Source organism: Rhodococcus sp. T7 (genome assembly GCF_009872365.1).
GTDB lineage: Bacteria > Actinomycetota > Actinomycetes > Mycobacteriales > Mycobacteriaceae > Rhodococcus_F.
Window position 1 is genome coordinate 49147 of record NZ_WXYH01000330.1, and the last position, 14135, is coordinate 63281.

16 protein-coding genes are annotated in these 14135 nt (G+C 67.2%); 4 read left to right on the forward strand and 12 right to left on the reverse strand.

Annotation, left to right across the window (positions count from 1 at the left end; translation table 11 throughout):
* Positions 1–53 precede the first annotated feature (53 nt).
* The 5 genes from MLGJGCBP_RS28695 to MLGJGCBP_RS28715 form a co-directional block, all read right to left on the reverse strand.
* The gene (locus MLGJGCBP_RS28695) at positions 54–299 is read right to left on the reverse strand and encodes a PLD nuclease N-terminal domain-containing protein (protein ID WP_160099759.1); all 246 of its coding nucleotides are present in this window, start codon (positions 297–299) and stop codon (positions 54–56) included.
* A gap of 93 nt (positions 300–392) precedes the next feature.
* On the reverse strand, positions 393–1262 hold the full coding sequence (locus tag MLGJGCBP_RS28700; RefSeq protein ID WP_160099761.1) for a universal stress protein: 870 nt from the start codon (positions 1260–1262) through the stop codon (positions 393–395).
* Entirely contained in the window at positions 1259–2197 is a 939-nt protein-coding gene (locus MLGJGCBP_RS28705; protein ID WP_160099763.1) for a universal stress protein, read from the reverse strand. The genes MLGJGCBP_RS28700 and MLGJGCBP_RS28705 overlap by 4 nt, the downstream gene beginning before the upstream one ends.
* A gap of 3 nt (positions 2198–2200) precedes the next feature.
* Positions 2201–3001 carry an ABC transporter permease subunit gene (locus MLGJGCBP_RS28710; protein ID WP_160099765.1) on the reverse strand — a complete coding sequence of 267 codons (801 nt, stop codon included), beginning with the start codon at positions 2999–3001 and terminating at the stop codon, positions 2201–2203.
* Positions 2991–3902: an ABC transporter ATP-binding protein gene (locus MLGJGCBP_RS28715; RefSeq protein ID WP_160099767.1), complete on the reverse strand. Its 912-nt coding sequence runs from the start codon at positions 3900–3902 to the stop codon at positions 2991–2993. Before MLGJGCBP_RS28715 ends, MLGJGCBP_RS28710 begins: the two co-directional genes overlap by 11 nt.
* Positions 3903–4112: 210 nt before the next feature.
* Between MLGJGCBP_RS28715 and MLGJGCBP_RS28720 the strand changes: the two genes are divergently transcribed.
* The 4 genes from MLGJGCBP_RS28720 to MLGJGCBP_RS28735 all read left to right on the forward strand — a co-directional run bounded on the left by MLGJGCBP_RS28720 (position 4113) and on the right by MLGJGCBP_RS28735 (position 8609).
* The gene (locus MLGJGCBP_RS28720; RefSeq protein ID WP_442972129.1) at positions 4113–5096 is read left to right on the forward strand and encodes an Acg family FMN-binding oxidoreductase; all 984 of its coding nucleotides are present in this window, start codon (positions 4113–4115) and stop codon (positions 5094–5096) included.
* A gap of 98 nt (positions 5097–5194) precedes the next feature.
* Positions 5195–5836: a response regulator gene (locus MLGJGCBP_RS28725; protein WP_160099769.1), complete on the forward strand. Its 642-nt coding sequence runs from the start codon at positions 5195–5197 to the stop codon at positions 5834–5836.
* Positions 5837–5902: 66 nt separating this feature from the next.
* Positions 5903–7624 carry a sensor histidine kinase gene (locus tag MLGJGCBP_RS28730; protein ID WP_160099771.1) on the forward strand — a complete coding sequence of 574 codons (1722 nt, stop codon included), beginning with the start codon at positions 5903–5905 and terminating at the stop codon, positions 7622–7624.
* Between the two features lie 109 nt (positions 7625–7733).
* On the forward strand, positions 7734–8609 hold the full coding sequence (locus MLGJGCBP_RS28735) for a universal stress protein (protein ID WP_160099773.1): 876 nt from the start codon (positions 7734–7736) through the stop codon (positions 8607–8609).
* On the opposite strand, the gene MLGJGCBP_RS28740 is transcribed toward MLGJGCBP_RS28735, so the two are convergent.
* From MLGJGCBP_RS28740 to MLGJGCBP_RS28770, 7 genes are all read right to left on the reverse strand, one after another.
* Entirely contained in the window at positions 8533–9057 is a 525-nt protein-coding gene (locus tag MLGJGCBP_RS28740) for a hydrogenase maturation protease (RefSeq protein ID WP_160099775.1), read from the reverse strand. The genes MLGJGCBP_RS28735 and MLGJGCBP_RS28740 overlap by 77 nt on opposite strands.
* On the reverse strand, positions 9054–10346 hold the full coding sequence (locus MLGJGCBP_RS28745) for a Ni/Fe hydrogenase subunit alpha (RefSeq protein ID WP_160099777.1): 1293 nt from the start codon (positions 10344–10346) through the stop codon (positions 9054–9056). The genes MLGJGCBP_RS28740 and MLGJGCBP_RS28745 overlap by 4 nt, the downstream gene beginning before the upstream one ends.
* A complete protein-coding gene (locus MLGJGCBP_RS28750; RefSeq protein WP_160099779.1) occupies positions 10343–11122 on the reverse strand; it encodes an oxidoreductase in 780 nt (259 codons plus the stop codon). The genes MLGJGCBP_RS28745 and MLGJGCBP_RS28750 overlap by 4 nt, the downstream gene beginning before the upstream one ends.
* Positions 11122–11940, reverse strand: coding sequence for an FAD/NAD(P)-binding protein (locus tag MLGJGCBP_RS28755; protein WP_160099795.1), 819 nt, complete (start codon positions 11938–11940; stop codon positions 11122–11124). Before MLGJGCBP_RS28755 ends, MLGJGCBP_RS28750 begins: the two co-directional genes overlap by 1 nt.
* A 19-nt stretch (positions 11941–11959) precedes the next feature.
* Positions 11960–12421: a Crp/Fnr family transcriptional regulator gene (locus MLGJGCBP_RS28760; RefSeq protein WP_236581419.1), complete on the reverse strand. Its 462-nt coding sequence runs from the start codon at positions 12419–12421 to the stop codon at positions 11960–11962.
* Complete coding sequence (locus MLGJGCBP_RS28765) at positions 12418–13563, reverse strand: 4Fe-4S dicluster domain-containing protein (RefSeq protein WP_160099783.1); 1146 nt, start codon at positions 13561–13563, stop codon at positions 12418–12420. Before MLGJGCBP_RS28765 ends, MLGJGCBP_RS28760 begins: the two co-directional genes overlap by 4 nt.
* A 130-nt stretch (positions 13564–13693) precedes the next feature.
* A partial coding sequence (locus tag MLGJGCBP_RS28770; protein ID WP_201453226.1) for a hemerythrin domain-containing protein occupies positions 13694–14135 on the reverse strand: 442 nt, incomplete at its 5' end.

A 14135-nucleotide genomic window follows, 5' to 3' on the forward strand; every position in this document is an offset into this window, starting at 1 on the left:
CCGTGCCCGGGGGCGTCCCTATCGTCGGGTGTCGCAGCCGGGATGCAGAGTGCTTACGAAGTGTGCGGTGCGGTTTCGTCGCGCCGACCGCGTGTGAAGTAGGCGATAGGGCCGATGAAGTTGACTGCGATAATTGCAGCCCACGTCCTTTTGCTGCCGTTGATCTGTCGCGGATCGCGGCGTGCGAGATCGGTCCACGCGGCGACCGCGAGTGCCACCTGCACCGTCGCTGACATGGCGACGGCGGTGCGCTGTCGGTGCGTCAGATCGGACCACTTGTAGCGTCGTCTGTTGCGCATTATTTGTCTCCTTCTCTCACGAAGAGATCTGCGGGTGTTTGCGGAGAGGACAGGGGCGGATTGTCGGCCCACTGCTGTTCGGGGGGAGATGCGTCAGTCCTCCGATCGCGGGCGCACGATCAGCAGCGGGCAGGTGGTGATATGCAGTAGCGCCTCGCTGGTCGAACCGAGCGTCATGCCGGTGAATCCGCCGCGGCCGTGGCTTCCGACCACGATGAGCTGAGCTTGTTCCGCCTCGGCCAGCAGGTGTCGCACCGGACGGTCTCTGACCACGACGACCCGCACGGCGACGTCGGGATACTGCTCCGTGTGCCCCGCCAGGCATTCGGCCAGCAGGGCCGTCTCTGACTGTTCGGCGGCCTTCCACTGGTGCGGATCGATGTGGATCTGCGACAGGTTCTGATCAGACCAGGCGTGCAGCGCAACCAGTTCAGCACCGCGCAGTGCACATTCTTCGAAGGCGACGTCGATGGCGGCGGCGCTGTTGGCGGAGCCGTCGGCTCCGACGACGACCGGTCCCGAGCCGTCCTCGACCCGAGACCACCCCTCGATCACGGCGACCGGGCAGCGTGCGTGGCGGGCGACGATCGAACTGACGGAACCGAGTAACCCGCCCGTGAATTCACCGAGGCCGCGTCGACCGACGACGATCATCCTCGCGGAGTCCGAGCAATCGACGAGCGCCGCGGGCGCGTACTGCGCATGTACCTCGGTGCGGATGTCGACTCCGCCCTCGCGGTTCTCGGTTTGTGCGATCCCGAGCGCGGCCACCAGGTCCCGTTCGGCGCGGCCACGCAGTTCGGTTCCGATGCACGGAACCGCGGCCTCGGCGCCGCGATAGCTGATGCACGACAGGAGCAGAAGTGGAGCGTGGCGAATTTCGGCCTCGCGCGTCGCCCATCGCACGGCGTCCGACGACGACGGGGATCCGTCGACGCCCACGACTATCGGTGCGTTCGTCATGGTCTTCTCCTCGACTCCGTTGGGGCGGATGGTGTCTCGGCGTGAGGCGGTGCCGGAGTCGCGTCCGGATGGCAGATCGTGACGGGGCAGGGAGCGCGGTGCAGCATGTCTTGACCGGTCGATCCGAGCAGCGCTCGTCCCAGCGCCCCTCGGTCGTGGCTTCCGACGACCAGGAGTTGCGCCTGACGGCATCGCCCGAGCAGGGCATCGGCCGGAGCGCCGCGTTCGGTGACCTGTTCGATCGTCAGGTCGGGGTACTCGGTCCGGCAGCCGGCGACGCTTTCCGCCAGTAGTACCTGCTCTGTCGCGTCGACCAGATACTCGTGGCGGTGCGACCCCCCTTGGGGTGCTGTGCCGGTCCAGATGTGGACCGCCACGACGGGCGCCTCGAAGGAGGCCGCGAACGAACACGCCCACCGCACGGCCGCGCTGCTGATCTCGCTTCCGTCGACGCCGACGATCACCGGCCGGCGGTCGGGCAGGACAGGACCCGGGGCCGGCCGCCACACCGTGACCGGGCAGGTGGCGTGGTGCGCCAGCCGTAGGGCCGTGGCGTTCAGGAATCCCTCGACGGGCCCGGCACACGCCGACCCGATCACCACCATCGAGGCCGACGGTGCCACATCCAGCAGGCATTCGGCGGGAGTCGGCCCGGTTATGGTTGTGCATTCGATCGCGACGGCTGGTTGTTCGCCGCGGATGATCTCGGCGGCATGCGAGAGCGCGGCGTCGCCGAGCGCACGGACCGCCTCGATGTCCGGGACCGGTGCCGGCGCCCCGTAGAAAAGAGGTGCCGGTGGCAGGACGTGGACCAGTCGGAGCGGCAGATTTCCCCGCGCGGCGACAGCGGCGGCCCAGCGTGCCGCCGCCTCGGCCACGGCCGAGCCGTCGATCCCGGCGACGATCTGCCGGCCGCCCGCGGCGTGCCCGGTCACCCGTTACCTCACCACGTCCCGCCGGCTGAAGCCCACCACCGCAACGACGATCAGGACCGATATCGTGGCCAGGGAGACCACTGCTGCGCTGATGGAGAACCCGTGCCGAAGGGGGTCGTGACCGGCGTACTGATAGAACGGGGAATACCGTTGCCAGGGGGCGAGCCAGGACACCACGGGGCCGAGACCGTTCAGCACGTACGCGAGTACCGCGGCCACTGCCGGGACCGAACGACTCAGCGCCGGGCGTCCGGTGACCGCCCCCAGTGCCAGAGCTAGGGCACCGAACACCAACGCGAGTAAGGCCAGGTGGGCCATCGCCGCGAACACTTTTCCTACCGGCAGGTTCATGTCCGCCAACATCCCTTCGGCGAGGAGAGCGATTCCCGTCGCGGCGGCGAGGAGCACCGTGCCGACGACGAGAGCGCCGACCTTCTCGAGCAGGATGCGCCGGCGAGTCAAGGGGGTGGCGAGCAGCAGGGTGAGGGTTCCGCGGTCCTCCTCCCCGGCCACCGCGCCGGCACCGCTACCGGTGGTATAGACGAGGAACAGCAACGGCGCCATGAACGAGAGCAGTTCGATCTGGATGTAACCGACCGGGGTCGACATGTCGGCCCCCGACATTGCGAACAGCGCCCGGAATGCTTCGGGCATCTGATCGAGGAACTGGTTCATCGACGGCTGATCGCGCACGCTGGGCCAGATGGCCACGTACATCGCGACGAGCAAGACCAGACCCAAAGCCCACCCGGGCAGCGCGCGGCGTTGGTCGTACAAGGTCTTGGTGAGCACGCTACGCAGCATCGCCCGCCCCGATTCCGTAGAACGCCATGAAGGTTTCCTCGAGGTCGGCTTCGGCGCACGCGAAGTCGACGACGGTGTATCGGGCGGCGGCCCGGATCAATGAGTCCAGTGCGGACTGCGGGGCGCTGCACGTGAGGCTGCGGTCGTCGATCGCGAGATCCCGGATTCCGTCGATCCTGCGGAAGTCGGATTCCTGCACCGGGTCGGCGAATTCGGCGGTCACATGGTGGAGTGACTTCTGGCGCAGTTCATGCAGGCTCTCGACGGCGATGAGTATGCCTTCCCGCAGCACCCCCACCCGGTCGGCAACCTGCTGGACTTCGCTCAGCACGTGCGACGACAGCAGGACAGTGCCGCCGGATGTGGTGTGCTCCCGCAGAATTGCGTGGAATTCTCGTTGCACCAGGGGGTCGAGTCCTCCGGTGGGTTCGTCGAGGATCAACAGTTCGGGTCCGGACATCAGCGCGAGAACCAACGCCAGTTTTTGCCGGTTTCCCTTCGACAGGGTTCGCGCCGTCTTGTCCAGGTCCAGATCCAGCCGGTCGGCGATCATCACGGCCGTCTTGTCGTCGGTGTTGCCGCGCAGGTGCCCGAAGTAGGTGACGTGCTGACGGCCGGTCAGCCGCTCGTAGAGCGACAGTTCGCCGGGAACGTAGCCGACGCCGCGGTGGACGTCGGCTGCGGATGACCAGGCGTCCAGTCCCAGGACCTCGGCGGTGCCGGAGGTCGGCCGGAGCAATCCCATCAGCAGGCGCAGGGTGGTCGACTTGCCGGATCCGTTGGGGCCGAGGTAGCCGAAGACCTCGCCGGGGTGGACGCTGAGATCGACGTCGTCGAGGGCGAGGACGGAACCGTACGATTTCGTGAGCCCTTCGGTGCGGACGGCGAGCGGAATGGCCATGTGCCCAGGCTCGCAGCTGTGGGGACGCTGCCAGTAGGGTCTTCGGTCCCCGAATGACGGTCGCACCGTGGGTTGGCGGCTGCGGACCTGTGCCCTGTCCGGCGGTGACAATCGGCCCTAACCCGGGGAACCCGTGCGATGGACACTGGTGTCATGCACCAGATCTCCGGCACGGGTCGTGACGTTGGGTGGATTGAAGTGGAGACGATCGTGGACACCACCATTCCCGATGTGAACGTGGTTCGAATCGCGGTGGACCTTGCGTGTCGTGCACCCTCGGTGCACAACAGCCAGCCGTGGCAGTGGACCTATTCGGACGGTCGCCTGGACTTGCACACCGACCGCGGCCGGCTCCTGGCGTCGACAGATCCGAAGGGTCGACAACTGGTGGTCAGCTGTGGCGCGGCACTGCACCACCTGGAAACTGCGCTGACCGCACTGCGATGGACGCCAGACATCGAACGCCTTCCCGACGGGCTGCATTCCGGGCATCTGGCGACGATCAGATTCCACCATGACGCGCACCCCCGCTCGCACGACTTCGATCTCCTCTCCGCGATCCGCCACCGATATTCCGATCGGCGTCCGTTCGGTCCGTTGAGTGTGAAGACGCCGCTTCCGCGCGCTCTGCCGGATATGGTCCGCGCCCGAGGGGCGCATCTGACGGTCCTGCCCCCCGAAGCTCGCGCGACCCTCGCAGAAGCCACCAAGATCACGGCCGCGGCACGCCGCTACGACACCGCATATCACACCGAGTTACATTGGTGGGCAGGCCATTCCATACCATCCGGTGGGATTCCCCCGAATGCCCTGGCAACGGCGGAGAACCTCTCCCGGGTAGACATCGGGCGCGGTTTTCCCGCTGGTCTCGACAATGATTCCGCCGAGGAGATCGACCGGTCCACAGTGCTGGTGGTGAGCACCGATGGCGATGTGCGGACGGACTGGCTCCGCGCCGGCGAGGCGCTGTCGGCGGTGCTCCTGGAGGCGACGGTGGAGGGCCTTGCGACCTGCCCCCTGACCCATATGACCGAACTTCGGCAGAGCCGTGAGTTGATCCGTGAACTGCTCCCCGACCGCGGATTTCCTCAGGCCCTGATCCGGCTGGGCGTCACGGACAAGAAGCTCACTCCGCGGCAGACACCGCGGCGCGCCACGGACTCGGTGCTCTCGGTCGTACCGCATCCGCGGTGATCGCCGACCGCATTCCCGCCGAGATCTCGTCGTGCGCTCGCCTGCTGCCGTAACCTGGGGGAAGTGGCGGCACCAACCTGCAGAGCGGAGGTTGCCGAATGATCAGCGTCTTTCTCGTCGACGATCACGAAGTCGTGCGCCGTGGGATCGCGGAACTTCTCACCGAGGACCCGGAACTCACCGTAGTCGGAGAGGCAGCGTCGTACTCTCAGGCGCTGGCCCGGATACCCGCGCTCCAACCCGATGTCGCCGTGCTCGACGTCCGCCTTCCGGACGGAAACGGCATCGAGTTGTGTCGGGAACTGATGTCGAAGATGCCCGGCATCCGCTGCCTGATGCTCACCTCGTACACCGATGATCAGGCCATGCTCGATGCCATCCTCGCCGGCGCCAGTGGGTACGTCGTCAAGGACATCCGCGGCATGGAGCTCACCGAGGCGGTCCACGACGTGGGCGCAGGCAAGTCGCTGCTCGACAGTCGCGCGGCGGCAGCGTTGATGGCGAAATTGCGGTCGGACGCGAGCACCGAGCACGGCGCCATCTCCCGCCTGACCAGCCAGGAACGAACCCTCCTGGCCCTGCTGGGTGAGGGCTTGACGAACCGGCAGATTGCGGAGCGGATGTTTCTCGCGGAGAAGACGGTCAAGAATTACGTGTCCCGGTTGCTGACGAAGCTGGGAGTGGAGAGACGGACCCAGGCCGCCGTCATCGCCACGAAGATGACCCCACCCCCGACCTGACCCGCCCGGGGTGTGCGCGTCCACCTTTTCCACCCTGGCGGACGGTGGGCTGGAACAATGCCAAGGATGACTCCTCCTGAGGATGAGCGGAATCCCCGATCTCTCCTCGGACCCCTGTCCGAGTTGCGGCTGCGGGAGTTGCTCACCGAAGTCCAAGAGCGCATCACACAGATCGTCGAGGCACGTGATCACGTCGATGGTCTCCTCGAAGCCATGCTCTCAGTGACGTCCGGGCTCGATCTCGACGACACGCTCCGCACCATCGTGCACGCGGCGATCAACCTGGTTGACGCACGTTACGGAGCGCTGGGGGTGCTCGGACCTGGTGAGGACCTGGCCGAATTCGTGTTCGAAGGTATCGATGACGAGACTCGCGCCGAGATCGGAAACCTGCCGAGAGGGCGGGGAATACTCGGATTCCTCATCACCAACCCGAAACCGATCCGCCTGAACGACATGTCGCACCACCCTGCCTCGGTGGGATTTCCTCCGCACCATCCGCCGATGAGAACGTTCCTCGGGGTTCCCGTCCAGATCCGCGACGAGGTGTTCGGCAATCTGTACCTCACCGAGAAGAAAAACGGACTGCCCTTCACCGAAGACGACGAGGCGATCTTGCGGGCGCTCGCGGCGGCGGCGGGAATCGCCATCGAAAACGCGAGGCTGTACGAGCAGTCACGCATCCGGCAGGCCTGGCTGGAAGCGACACGAGAGATCGCCACCGAACTGCTCGCGGGCAGTGACACAGTCGACGTACTGCAGGTCATCGCCGACGACGCGCTGGAGCTCACCGCAGCCGACAGCACCTTCCTGGCGGTGCCGGACGATCCGGAGACTCCGTCGGACGACGTGACGGAACTGGTCGTCACGGTGTCGGCCGGCACGGTATCGGACCACATCATCGGCGGCGCGATCCCGCTCGAGGGGTCCTCGTCGGGCCAAGCGTTCCGCAGCCGAATGCCGCTGCGCGTGGACCAGCTGGCGTTCGACCCCGGATTCGACGCGACCACGCCGTTCGGCCCCGCCCTGGTTCTTCCGCTTCGTGCCGCCCAATCGGTGGCCGGTGTCCTCGTAGCCCTGCGTACCCAGGGCTCGGTGCCCTTCACCGAGGAACAGTTGGTCCTGATGTCGGGTTTCGCGGACCAAGCGGCCGTGGCCCTGCAATTGGCGAACACCCAACGGCGGATGCGGGAGCTGGATGTGTTGTCCGACCGGGACCGGATCGCGCGCGACCTGCACGATCATGTGATCCAGCGGCTGTTCGCCGTCGGCCTGTCGCTGCAGAGCACCGTGCAACGGGCCAAGTCGCCGGAGGTCAAGAGCAGGCTCGGGCACACCGTGGACGAACTCCACGACATCGTGCGCGATATCCGGACCGCAATCTTCGATCTGCACGGCGGCGCGAGTGAGACCACTCAGCTTCGGCAGCGGCTGCACGAGGTGATCGCCGAGATCACCGCGGACTCCGGCTTGCAGACCACCGTGCACATGTCGGGCCCGCTGTCGGTCATCGACTCGCTGCTCGCCGAAAATGCGGAAGCGGTGCTGCGCGAGGCACTGAGCAACGTCGTGCGGCACGCCGCCGCCGACACTGTCACGATCAAGGTGTCGGTGTACGACGACTTGGTGATCGAGGTGGCGGACAACGGCGTGGGAATTCCGGACGACGCCGTCATCCGTGGGCTCGACAATCTCGCCGCCAGGGCACGCCAAGCCAACGGGCGGTTCAGCATCGATACCTCCGCCGGCGGTGGTACCACGATTCACTGGTCCGCGCCGTTGCCCTGACGTTCGACCAGTGCCGCGAAGATGAGGACCTTCTCCCCTACGGCGCCGGTCGCGGCGGCGGTGACGATGGTAGTGACGGGATCATCCACGCGAATTCGAGGAGACCATCATGACCGCCCAGCATCCGATCGTCGTCGGGGTAGACGGCTCGCAGTCGTCCCTGCAGGCTGTGTCGTGGGCTGCGCAGGAGGCTGCGTTGCGCGGCGCTCCGTTGACGTTGGTCACCACCATGTTCGTACCCGGTACCTACGGTGTGCCGATCGGGGTTCCCGCCAGCCTCTTCGAGGAAGAGGAGCTCGACGCCAAGCAGCGACTCGCGCAGGCGGAAGAGGTGGCCGCCCAGGCCGCGGCGGGGCATACCCTCGACGTCGATACAGCGTTCTGCACCGGAGTGCCCTCGGGTGAGCTGATCGAGCGGTCGAAGTCCGCGCGGATGGTCGTGGTCGGCGCGCACCGGCACGGGTTCTTCGACCGTGCGGTCCTGGGGTCGGTCAGTGCCGCGGTCGTGGCCCACGCGCACGCACCGGTCGCCGTCGTGCGCGGGCTCCCGCACACCGAGGTCAACAACATTTCCGGTCCGGTCGTCGTCGGGGTCGACGGCTCCGCGCACAGCGAGTCCGCGATCACAATGGCATTCGAGGAGGCGGCGCTGCGCGGCGTCGACCTGGTGGCGGTGCACGCCTGGTCCGATATCGATCTGTATGCACCGTTCCCCAGCGATGTCGACTGGGCGCAGGTCGAGACCCGCGAGCGGGCACTGCTGTCCGAGAGTATGGCCGGACGCGCCGGGGAATTCCCGGATGTGACGGTCCGACCGGTCGTGGTCATGGATCAGCCGGCGCGGAATCTGCGGGAGCAGGCCGAACATGCACAGCTGATCGTGGTCGGGAGCCGGGGGCGGGGCGGGTTCACGAGTATGCTGCTGGGTTCGACCAGTCGGGCGCTGGCGCATTCGGTGACCTGCCCACTGCTGGTTGTCCGGTAAGTCCTGCGAGTTCGGAGAGCACCGCCTGTACCACCGACTCGACCGCACCTGCGGCCGCGGGTGAGAGCCCGCGGCCGCAGCCGACGTCGACCACCTCGACGACGTAGAGCACCCACCGGCAAGGTAGTCGGTCGAGCACGCTCCCCAATTCGAGCGCCGTGACCAGTCCGAGGCCGTGTGTGCTGACGGCCGGGGTCGGTAGCGCGGCAACGATATTCGAGTCGAATCGATGAACGGTCCCGGGTCGCGGTGGATCGGACACGACGGCATCGACCAAGACGGCCAGATCCGCTCCGGCCCAGGCATCCAGCATGCGGGTGGGGTCACCGTCCGAGGCCGAGACCCGAACATCCGCGGCCACGCGGGCAGCGACTTCCCGTGCGACGGCGGGTCCGAGGCCGTCGTCGCGGCGGTAGTCGTTGCCCAGGCCGAGCACCACGGTGATCATCGGCGGTCGATGGTGAGGGTGAGGAAATGTGTCGCGCACGAGATGCACGGATCGTAGTTGCGGATGATCCGCTCGCACATCGCCGTCAGGTCGTCGTCCGCGAGCGTCAGATGGGAGTTGACGGCGGTGCGGAGGTCGTGTTCGATGGCCGCCTGGTTCTGTGAGGTAGGCGGAATGATGGTGGCCGCCGTGAGAAGGCCGTCGGTATCGAGTTCGTAGCGGTGATACAGCAGCCCTCGTGGCGCTTCGCTGACGCCATGCCCAACACCGTATTTCGGGGCGGCAGCCGCGAAAGACGGTACGGGCCGCTGGTAGCGGTCGATGATCCGCAGGGCCTCCTCGAGGGCGTACACGACTTCGACGGCGCGCACGACGATGCTGCGATACGGATTGCGACATTGCACGCCGAGTCCCGCTGCGGTGGCACTCGATGCGGCTAGCCCCGTCAACTGGGACGAGTTGAGGGAGTACCGGGCGAGCGGGCCCGTGAGGTAACGCCGACCGTCGAGTTCGGCGTGCAGAGCGGTGGAGTGCGGCACCTGGTGTTCGACGACATGCCCGGGGAATTCGTCGGCCGAGCAACGCAGTCCGGTGGACGAGACGATCTCGCCGTCTTCGATGGCGTATCGGGATTCGTGCCGGAGCGCCAGGAAATCGTGGTCGAGTTCGAGGTCGGGGTAGGTGAACGACGACACCCAGTCGACTGTGGCCACCGCGTACTCGAGCGCGGTGCGGAGTTGTTCGGCGAGCGGAGCCAGTTCGGCGCGGGTCGGTGCGCGATGAAATCCGCCGACGCGGAAGTTGACCGGGTGGATGGGACGGCCGCCGACGGTGTCGAGGATGGCGTTGCCCGCCTTCTTCAGGGCGAGTCCCCGCTCGAGTGCGGCGCGATCGGTGCGGGCGAGCGCGATCGAGTCCGGCAGACCCAGGAAGTCGGGGGCGTGCAGGAAGTAGATGTGCAGCACGTGGCTCGCGATCCACTCCCCGCAGTACAGCAGGCGCCGCAGATCGAGAACGGCATCGTCGATCGTGAGTGCGCAGGCCTGTTCGATCGCATTGCAGGCGCTCACCTGGTACGCGACCGGGCAGATGCCGCAGATCCGGGAGGTGATGTCCGGTGGTTCCAGATAGTGCCGCCCACGCAGGAACGACTCGAAGAACCGGGGTGGCTCGTAGATCGCGAGAGCCACCCGGTCCGCGTGGCCGTCGCGGATGGTGACATCGAGTCGGCCCTCCCCTTCGACACGGGCGAGGGCACGGACGATCAACTCCCTACGGGCGGATGTCATTGCGGCCTTCCACCGCTGCCGGGGCCGTACGCCGCGACGTTGAATGTCGCGAAGACGCGTTCGATGGCAGAATCGGTCATTCCGCAGGTGCGCAGCCAACCCGTCATCGACGTGAGATTCGGGTCGGTCGTCGGGCCGAAACATCCGTAACACCCCCGCGAGACCGCCGGACACAGGGCACCGCAGCCGGAGTGGGTCACCGGACCGAGGCAGGGGGTGCCGTCGGCGACCATCACGCAGGTCAGGCCACGTCGTTTGCATTCCGTGCACACGCTGGTGTTCGGGATGTTCGGCCGCCGCCCCGCCAGGTACGCCGTGATCACTTCCAGGAGCTGGCGCCGGTCGATCGGGCAGCCGCGCAGTTCGAAGTCGACCGGAACGTGCGCCGAGATCGGGGTCGAGGTCGCGAGGGTGTCGATGTAGTCGGGGCTGGCGTAGACGACCGCCAGGAACTCATCGATGTCGGCGAAGTTGCGCAACGCCTGAATTCCGCCGGCGGTGGCGCAGGCCCCGATCGTGACGAGGACCCGCGATTGCTCGCGGATCGTGCGGATGCGGTCTCGGTCGGCGGCCGTGGTGATCGAGCCCTCGACGAGGGACACGTCGTACGGTCCACCTGTGACGGTGTCGGACAGCTCGAGGAAGTGCGCGATCGACACCGCCTCGGACAGTGCCAGTAGTTCGTCTTCGCAGTCGAGGAGGGTGAGCTGGCAGCCGTCGCACGAGGCGAACTTCCAGACAGCGAGTGTCGGAGTGGTCTTCGGGGGTGCACTCATCACAGCTCCGGTGTTCGTAGGAGGGGTTCGGCGACGGTGTAGTCGACGATCGGGCCGTCCCGGCACAGCAGAAGTTCACCGAGCTGGCAGTGGCCGCAGACTCCGGCACCGCACTGCATGTTCCGTTCGAGGGACACCTGGATGTCGCCGGGGCGCACCCCCCGGTCGGTCAGGGCGCGGGCGCAGAACCGCATCATCGGTTCGGGGCCGCACAGCAACGCGGTGGTCCGGGTCGGGTCGACCGGCACCCGGTGTAAGGCTTCGGTGACGAACCCGACCGCACCCGTCCAGCCGGAGACCGGTTGGTCGATCGTCAGCTCGACGGCAAGGTCGTCGCGGGATTGCCAGGCGGAGAGCTCGGATCGGAAGAGGATGTTCGACGGAGTCCGCGCGCCGACGACGAGGGTGATCCGCCGGAATCGGTCGCGGGCGGCGAGGGCGGCGAGGATCACCGGACGAAGCGGTGCCAGTCCCACCCCGCCCGCCACGATGATGAGGTCCCCGCCGGACTCGGTGCGCAGGTTCCACCCGCGTCCGAAGGGACCGCGGACACCGAGCACGGTGCCGACGGGGGCGTCGTGGAGGGCCCGGCTCACGGCGCCCACGTTCCGGATCGTGTGGACCAAGGTGTCGCCGTCGCGCGACGGGTCGCCGCTGATCGAGATGGCCACCTCCCCGACGCCGTGTGCGTACAGCATCATGAACTGACCTGGCGTGAAATGATTTTCGGGTAGTCCACCGATCGGATGCAGCGTCAGGGTGACGGTGTCGTGCGTTTCGACCGTGCGGGAGCCGACGCGGTACCCGTGCGGAAGCATGCAGTCCTGTGACACGGTATCACTCCTGGCGGTGGCCGGCGTAGAGGTCGAGCAGCCGCGCCCGGGTGGAGTGGAGGCGGGCGATGAGCACCCCCGACAGGGCCCGGGTGACCGCGTAGGTGAAGGCCGGATCGTCGGCGGCGCTCGCCTGCAGGGCGACCACATCCAGTTCGGTGGCGTCGGTCGCGGTCACAGCGTGCGCGGTGAATTGCCAGCGTGGATTCGTGCCCAGCCAGGACCAGCCCAGGATGTCCCCGCCGTGCAGGGTCTCGAGGCTGACGGTGCCGTGCCCGGGCACCACCGTCGTCAGGACCACACTGCCGGTCTGCAGCAGCCAGCAGCGGGTCGCCGGGTCGTTCTCCCGGAAGACGAGGGCGCCGGGAGCGAATCGGGTCGCCGTCATGAATTCCGCGAGCCGGACACGCTGTTTCTCGGCGAGCGCGGCGAGCGCGGCCGGAAGGACAGGTTCGGCGGCGTTCACTGGTTCTCCTGCCCCCACGCCGGCAGGAGTTGCGCCAGCCGTGCCGCCTCCTCGGTGATGTCGATGCCGACCGGACACCAGTCGATGCACCGTCCGCATCCCACGCAGCCGGAGCTGCCGAACTGGTCGAACCAGGTGCCGAGTTTGTGGGACATCCACTGTCGGTAGCGGCTCTGCGCCGAGGTACGCACATCTCCGCCGTGCAGGTGGCTGAAGTCGAGTTCGAAGCAGGAAGACCAGTGCTGCCACCGCTCGGCGTGCTCGCCGGTCAGGTCGGTCATGTCCTCGGTGGTGGTGCAGAAGCAGGTGGGGCACACCATGGTGCAGTTTCCGCAGGTCAGGCACCGGTCGGCGACGTCCTCCCAGACGTCGGCGTCCCGCGCCCGCTGCAGCAGTTCACGCAGGTCCGTCTCCGGCATGCGCCGGCCCATGCGCTCGGTGGCGGCGGCGACCGCGGTGCGCGCGGTGTCGACGTCGCGGGGTTCGGCAGCGCGGCTTTCGACGTCGTCGAGGATCGTGGCGCCGGATTCGGTGCCGACATCGACCAGGAAACGGTGGCCGTGGTCGTCGAGCATTTCGGTGAGCGCCAGATCGAAACCGGGACCGGCGGCGGGGCCGGTCCCCATGGAGGCGCAGAAGCACACCCCGCCGGGCTCGGTGCACTGCGCTGCGACGACGAACAGGTTCCGGAACCGGCGTGCGATGGGAGTGTCCGCGTCCGGGTCCGGACACAGGACACGGCGCAGGACCGCGATCGCCGCCAGGTCGCAACCGTGGACGCCGACGAACGCATACGGTGTTTCGTCGACGACGGGGGCCTCCCACGAGCCGTCGCGTTCGGTGGCCCACAGTTGCCGCCGCGGCGGGTGCAGGAATTGTTTCCACGACTGCGGGCCCGACGAGTGCGCGAACACCGCGTCGTCGTCGCGGCGGTGCGGCCGGTATTTTCCGGGGCCGGTTTCCACGCCCCACCCCGCCGGCAGATCGGTGCCCGAATCCAGTTCTCCCAGAACGATGGCGCTGTCACGAACGGTCGGGCCGACCACCCGATATCCGTGGCCACGCAGCACCTCGATCAGAAGGTCGAGTCCCGTGCGGTCGAGGATTCGTTCACCCGATTGCGGGACACGTGTGCTGTCCATATGTTGACTCCTCTGCCGGCGGAACTGCCGTCGTCCCCTCCTCTCTTCCCATTGAGCCAGCGCACGCCCGGCGGTGATAAGGGCCGTTCGGCCTTTCCCGCGGCCTATTCGGAGAGCCGGGCGGCCGCGGTCACGTTCGTGGCAGGTCACCGGTGTGATCGACTGATCGGGCGAGGGTGAAGTAGTTTTCCTCTTCCTGGACGAAGTGCAGTCGCAGCACGGCATACAGACCGTACAAGCAGGCGAGGAGGTCCTCGAGTTGGTCGGGGTCCAACTCGCCACGCGAGTCGATCTGGTGTCGATGAATGTGTAGGCGGCGACCGAGCCGATCGATTTCGGCGTGCATCCGGCTCATCGTGGCAGTGGCCTCTCCGCTGCCGAGCGGTCCGGCCAGGGCGGGGTAGAGTTCGTTCTCCTCGGCGTGCTCGTGCGGCAGCAGTGTGCCGGTGAGGAAGTCGTCGACGCGGCGCAGCGACACCTCGGCCCGGCGATGGTCACCGGTGGCGACGAGTTGGGCGGTGTCGCGCAACATGATCAGCTTGTCGCGCATCACTTCGTGTTCGGCGGAGAAG

Coding starts and splice junctions, on each gene's coding strand:
- MLGJGCBP_RS28730 (WP_160099771.1), top strand. CDS start 5,903: ATGACTCCTCCTGAGGATGAGCGGAATCCCCGATCTCTCCTCGGACCC.
- MLGJGCBP_RS28700 (WP_160099761.1), bottom strand. CDS start 1,262: ATGACGAACGCACCGATAGTCGTGGGCGTCGACGGATCCCCGTCGTCG.
- MLGJGCBP_RS28710 (WP_160099765.1), bottom strand. CDS start 3,001: ATGCTGCGTAGCGTGCTCACCAAGACCTTGTACGACCAACGCCGCGCG.
- MLGJGCBP_RS28740 (WP_160099775.1), bottom strand. CDS start 9,057: ATGATCACCGTGGTGCTCGGCCTGGGCAACGACTACCGCCGCGACGAC.
- MLGJGCBP_RS28750 (WP_160099779.1), bottom strand. CDS start 11,122: ATGAGTGCACCCCCGAAGACCACTCCGACACTCGCTGTCTGGAAGTTC.
- MLGJGCBP_RS28765 (WP_160099783.1), bottom strand. CDS start 13,563: ATGGACAGCACACGTGTCCCGCAATCGGGTGAACGAATCCTCGACCGC.
- MLGJGCBP_RS28745 (WP_160099777.1), bottom strand. CDS start 10,346: ATGACATCCGCCCGTAGGGAGTTGATCGTCCGTGCCCTCGCCCGTGTC.
- MLGJGCBP_RS28735 (WP_160099773.1), top strand. CDS start 7,734: ATGACCGCCCAGCATCCGATCGTCGTCGGGGTAGACGGCTCGCAGTCG.
- MLGJGCBP_RS28755 (WP_160099795.1), bottom strand. CDS start 11,940: ATGCTTCCGCACGGGTACCGCGTCGGCTCCCGCACGGTCGAAACGCAC.
- MLGJGCBP_RS28695 (WP_160099759.1), bottom strand. CDS start 299: ATGCGCAACAGACGACGCTACAAGTGGTCCGATCTGACGCACCGACAG.
- MLGJGCBP_RS28715 (WP_160099767.1), bottom strand. CDS start 3,902: ATGGCCATTCCGCTCGCCGTCCGCACCGAAGGGCTCACGAAATCGTAC.
- MLGJGCBP_RS28725 (WP_160099769.1), top strand. CDS start 5,195: ATGATCAGCGTCTTTCTCGTCGACGATCACGAAGTCGTGCGCCGTGGG.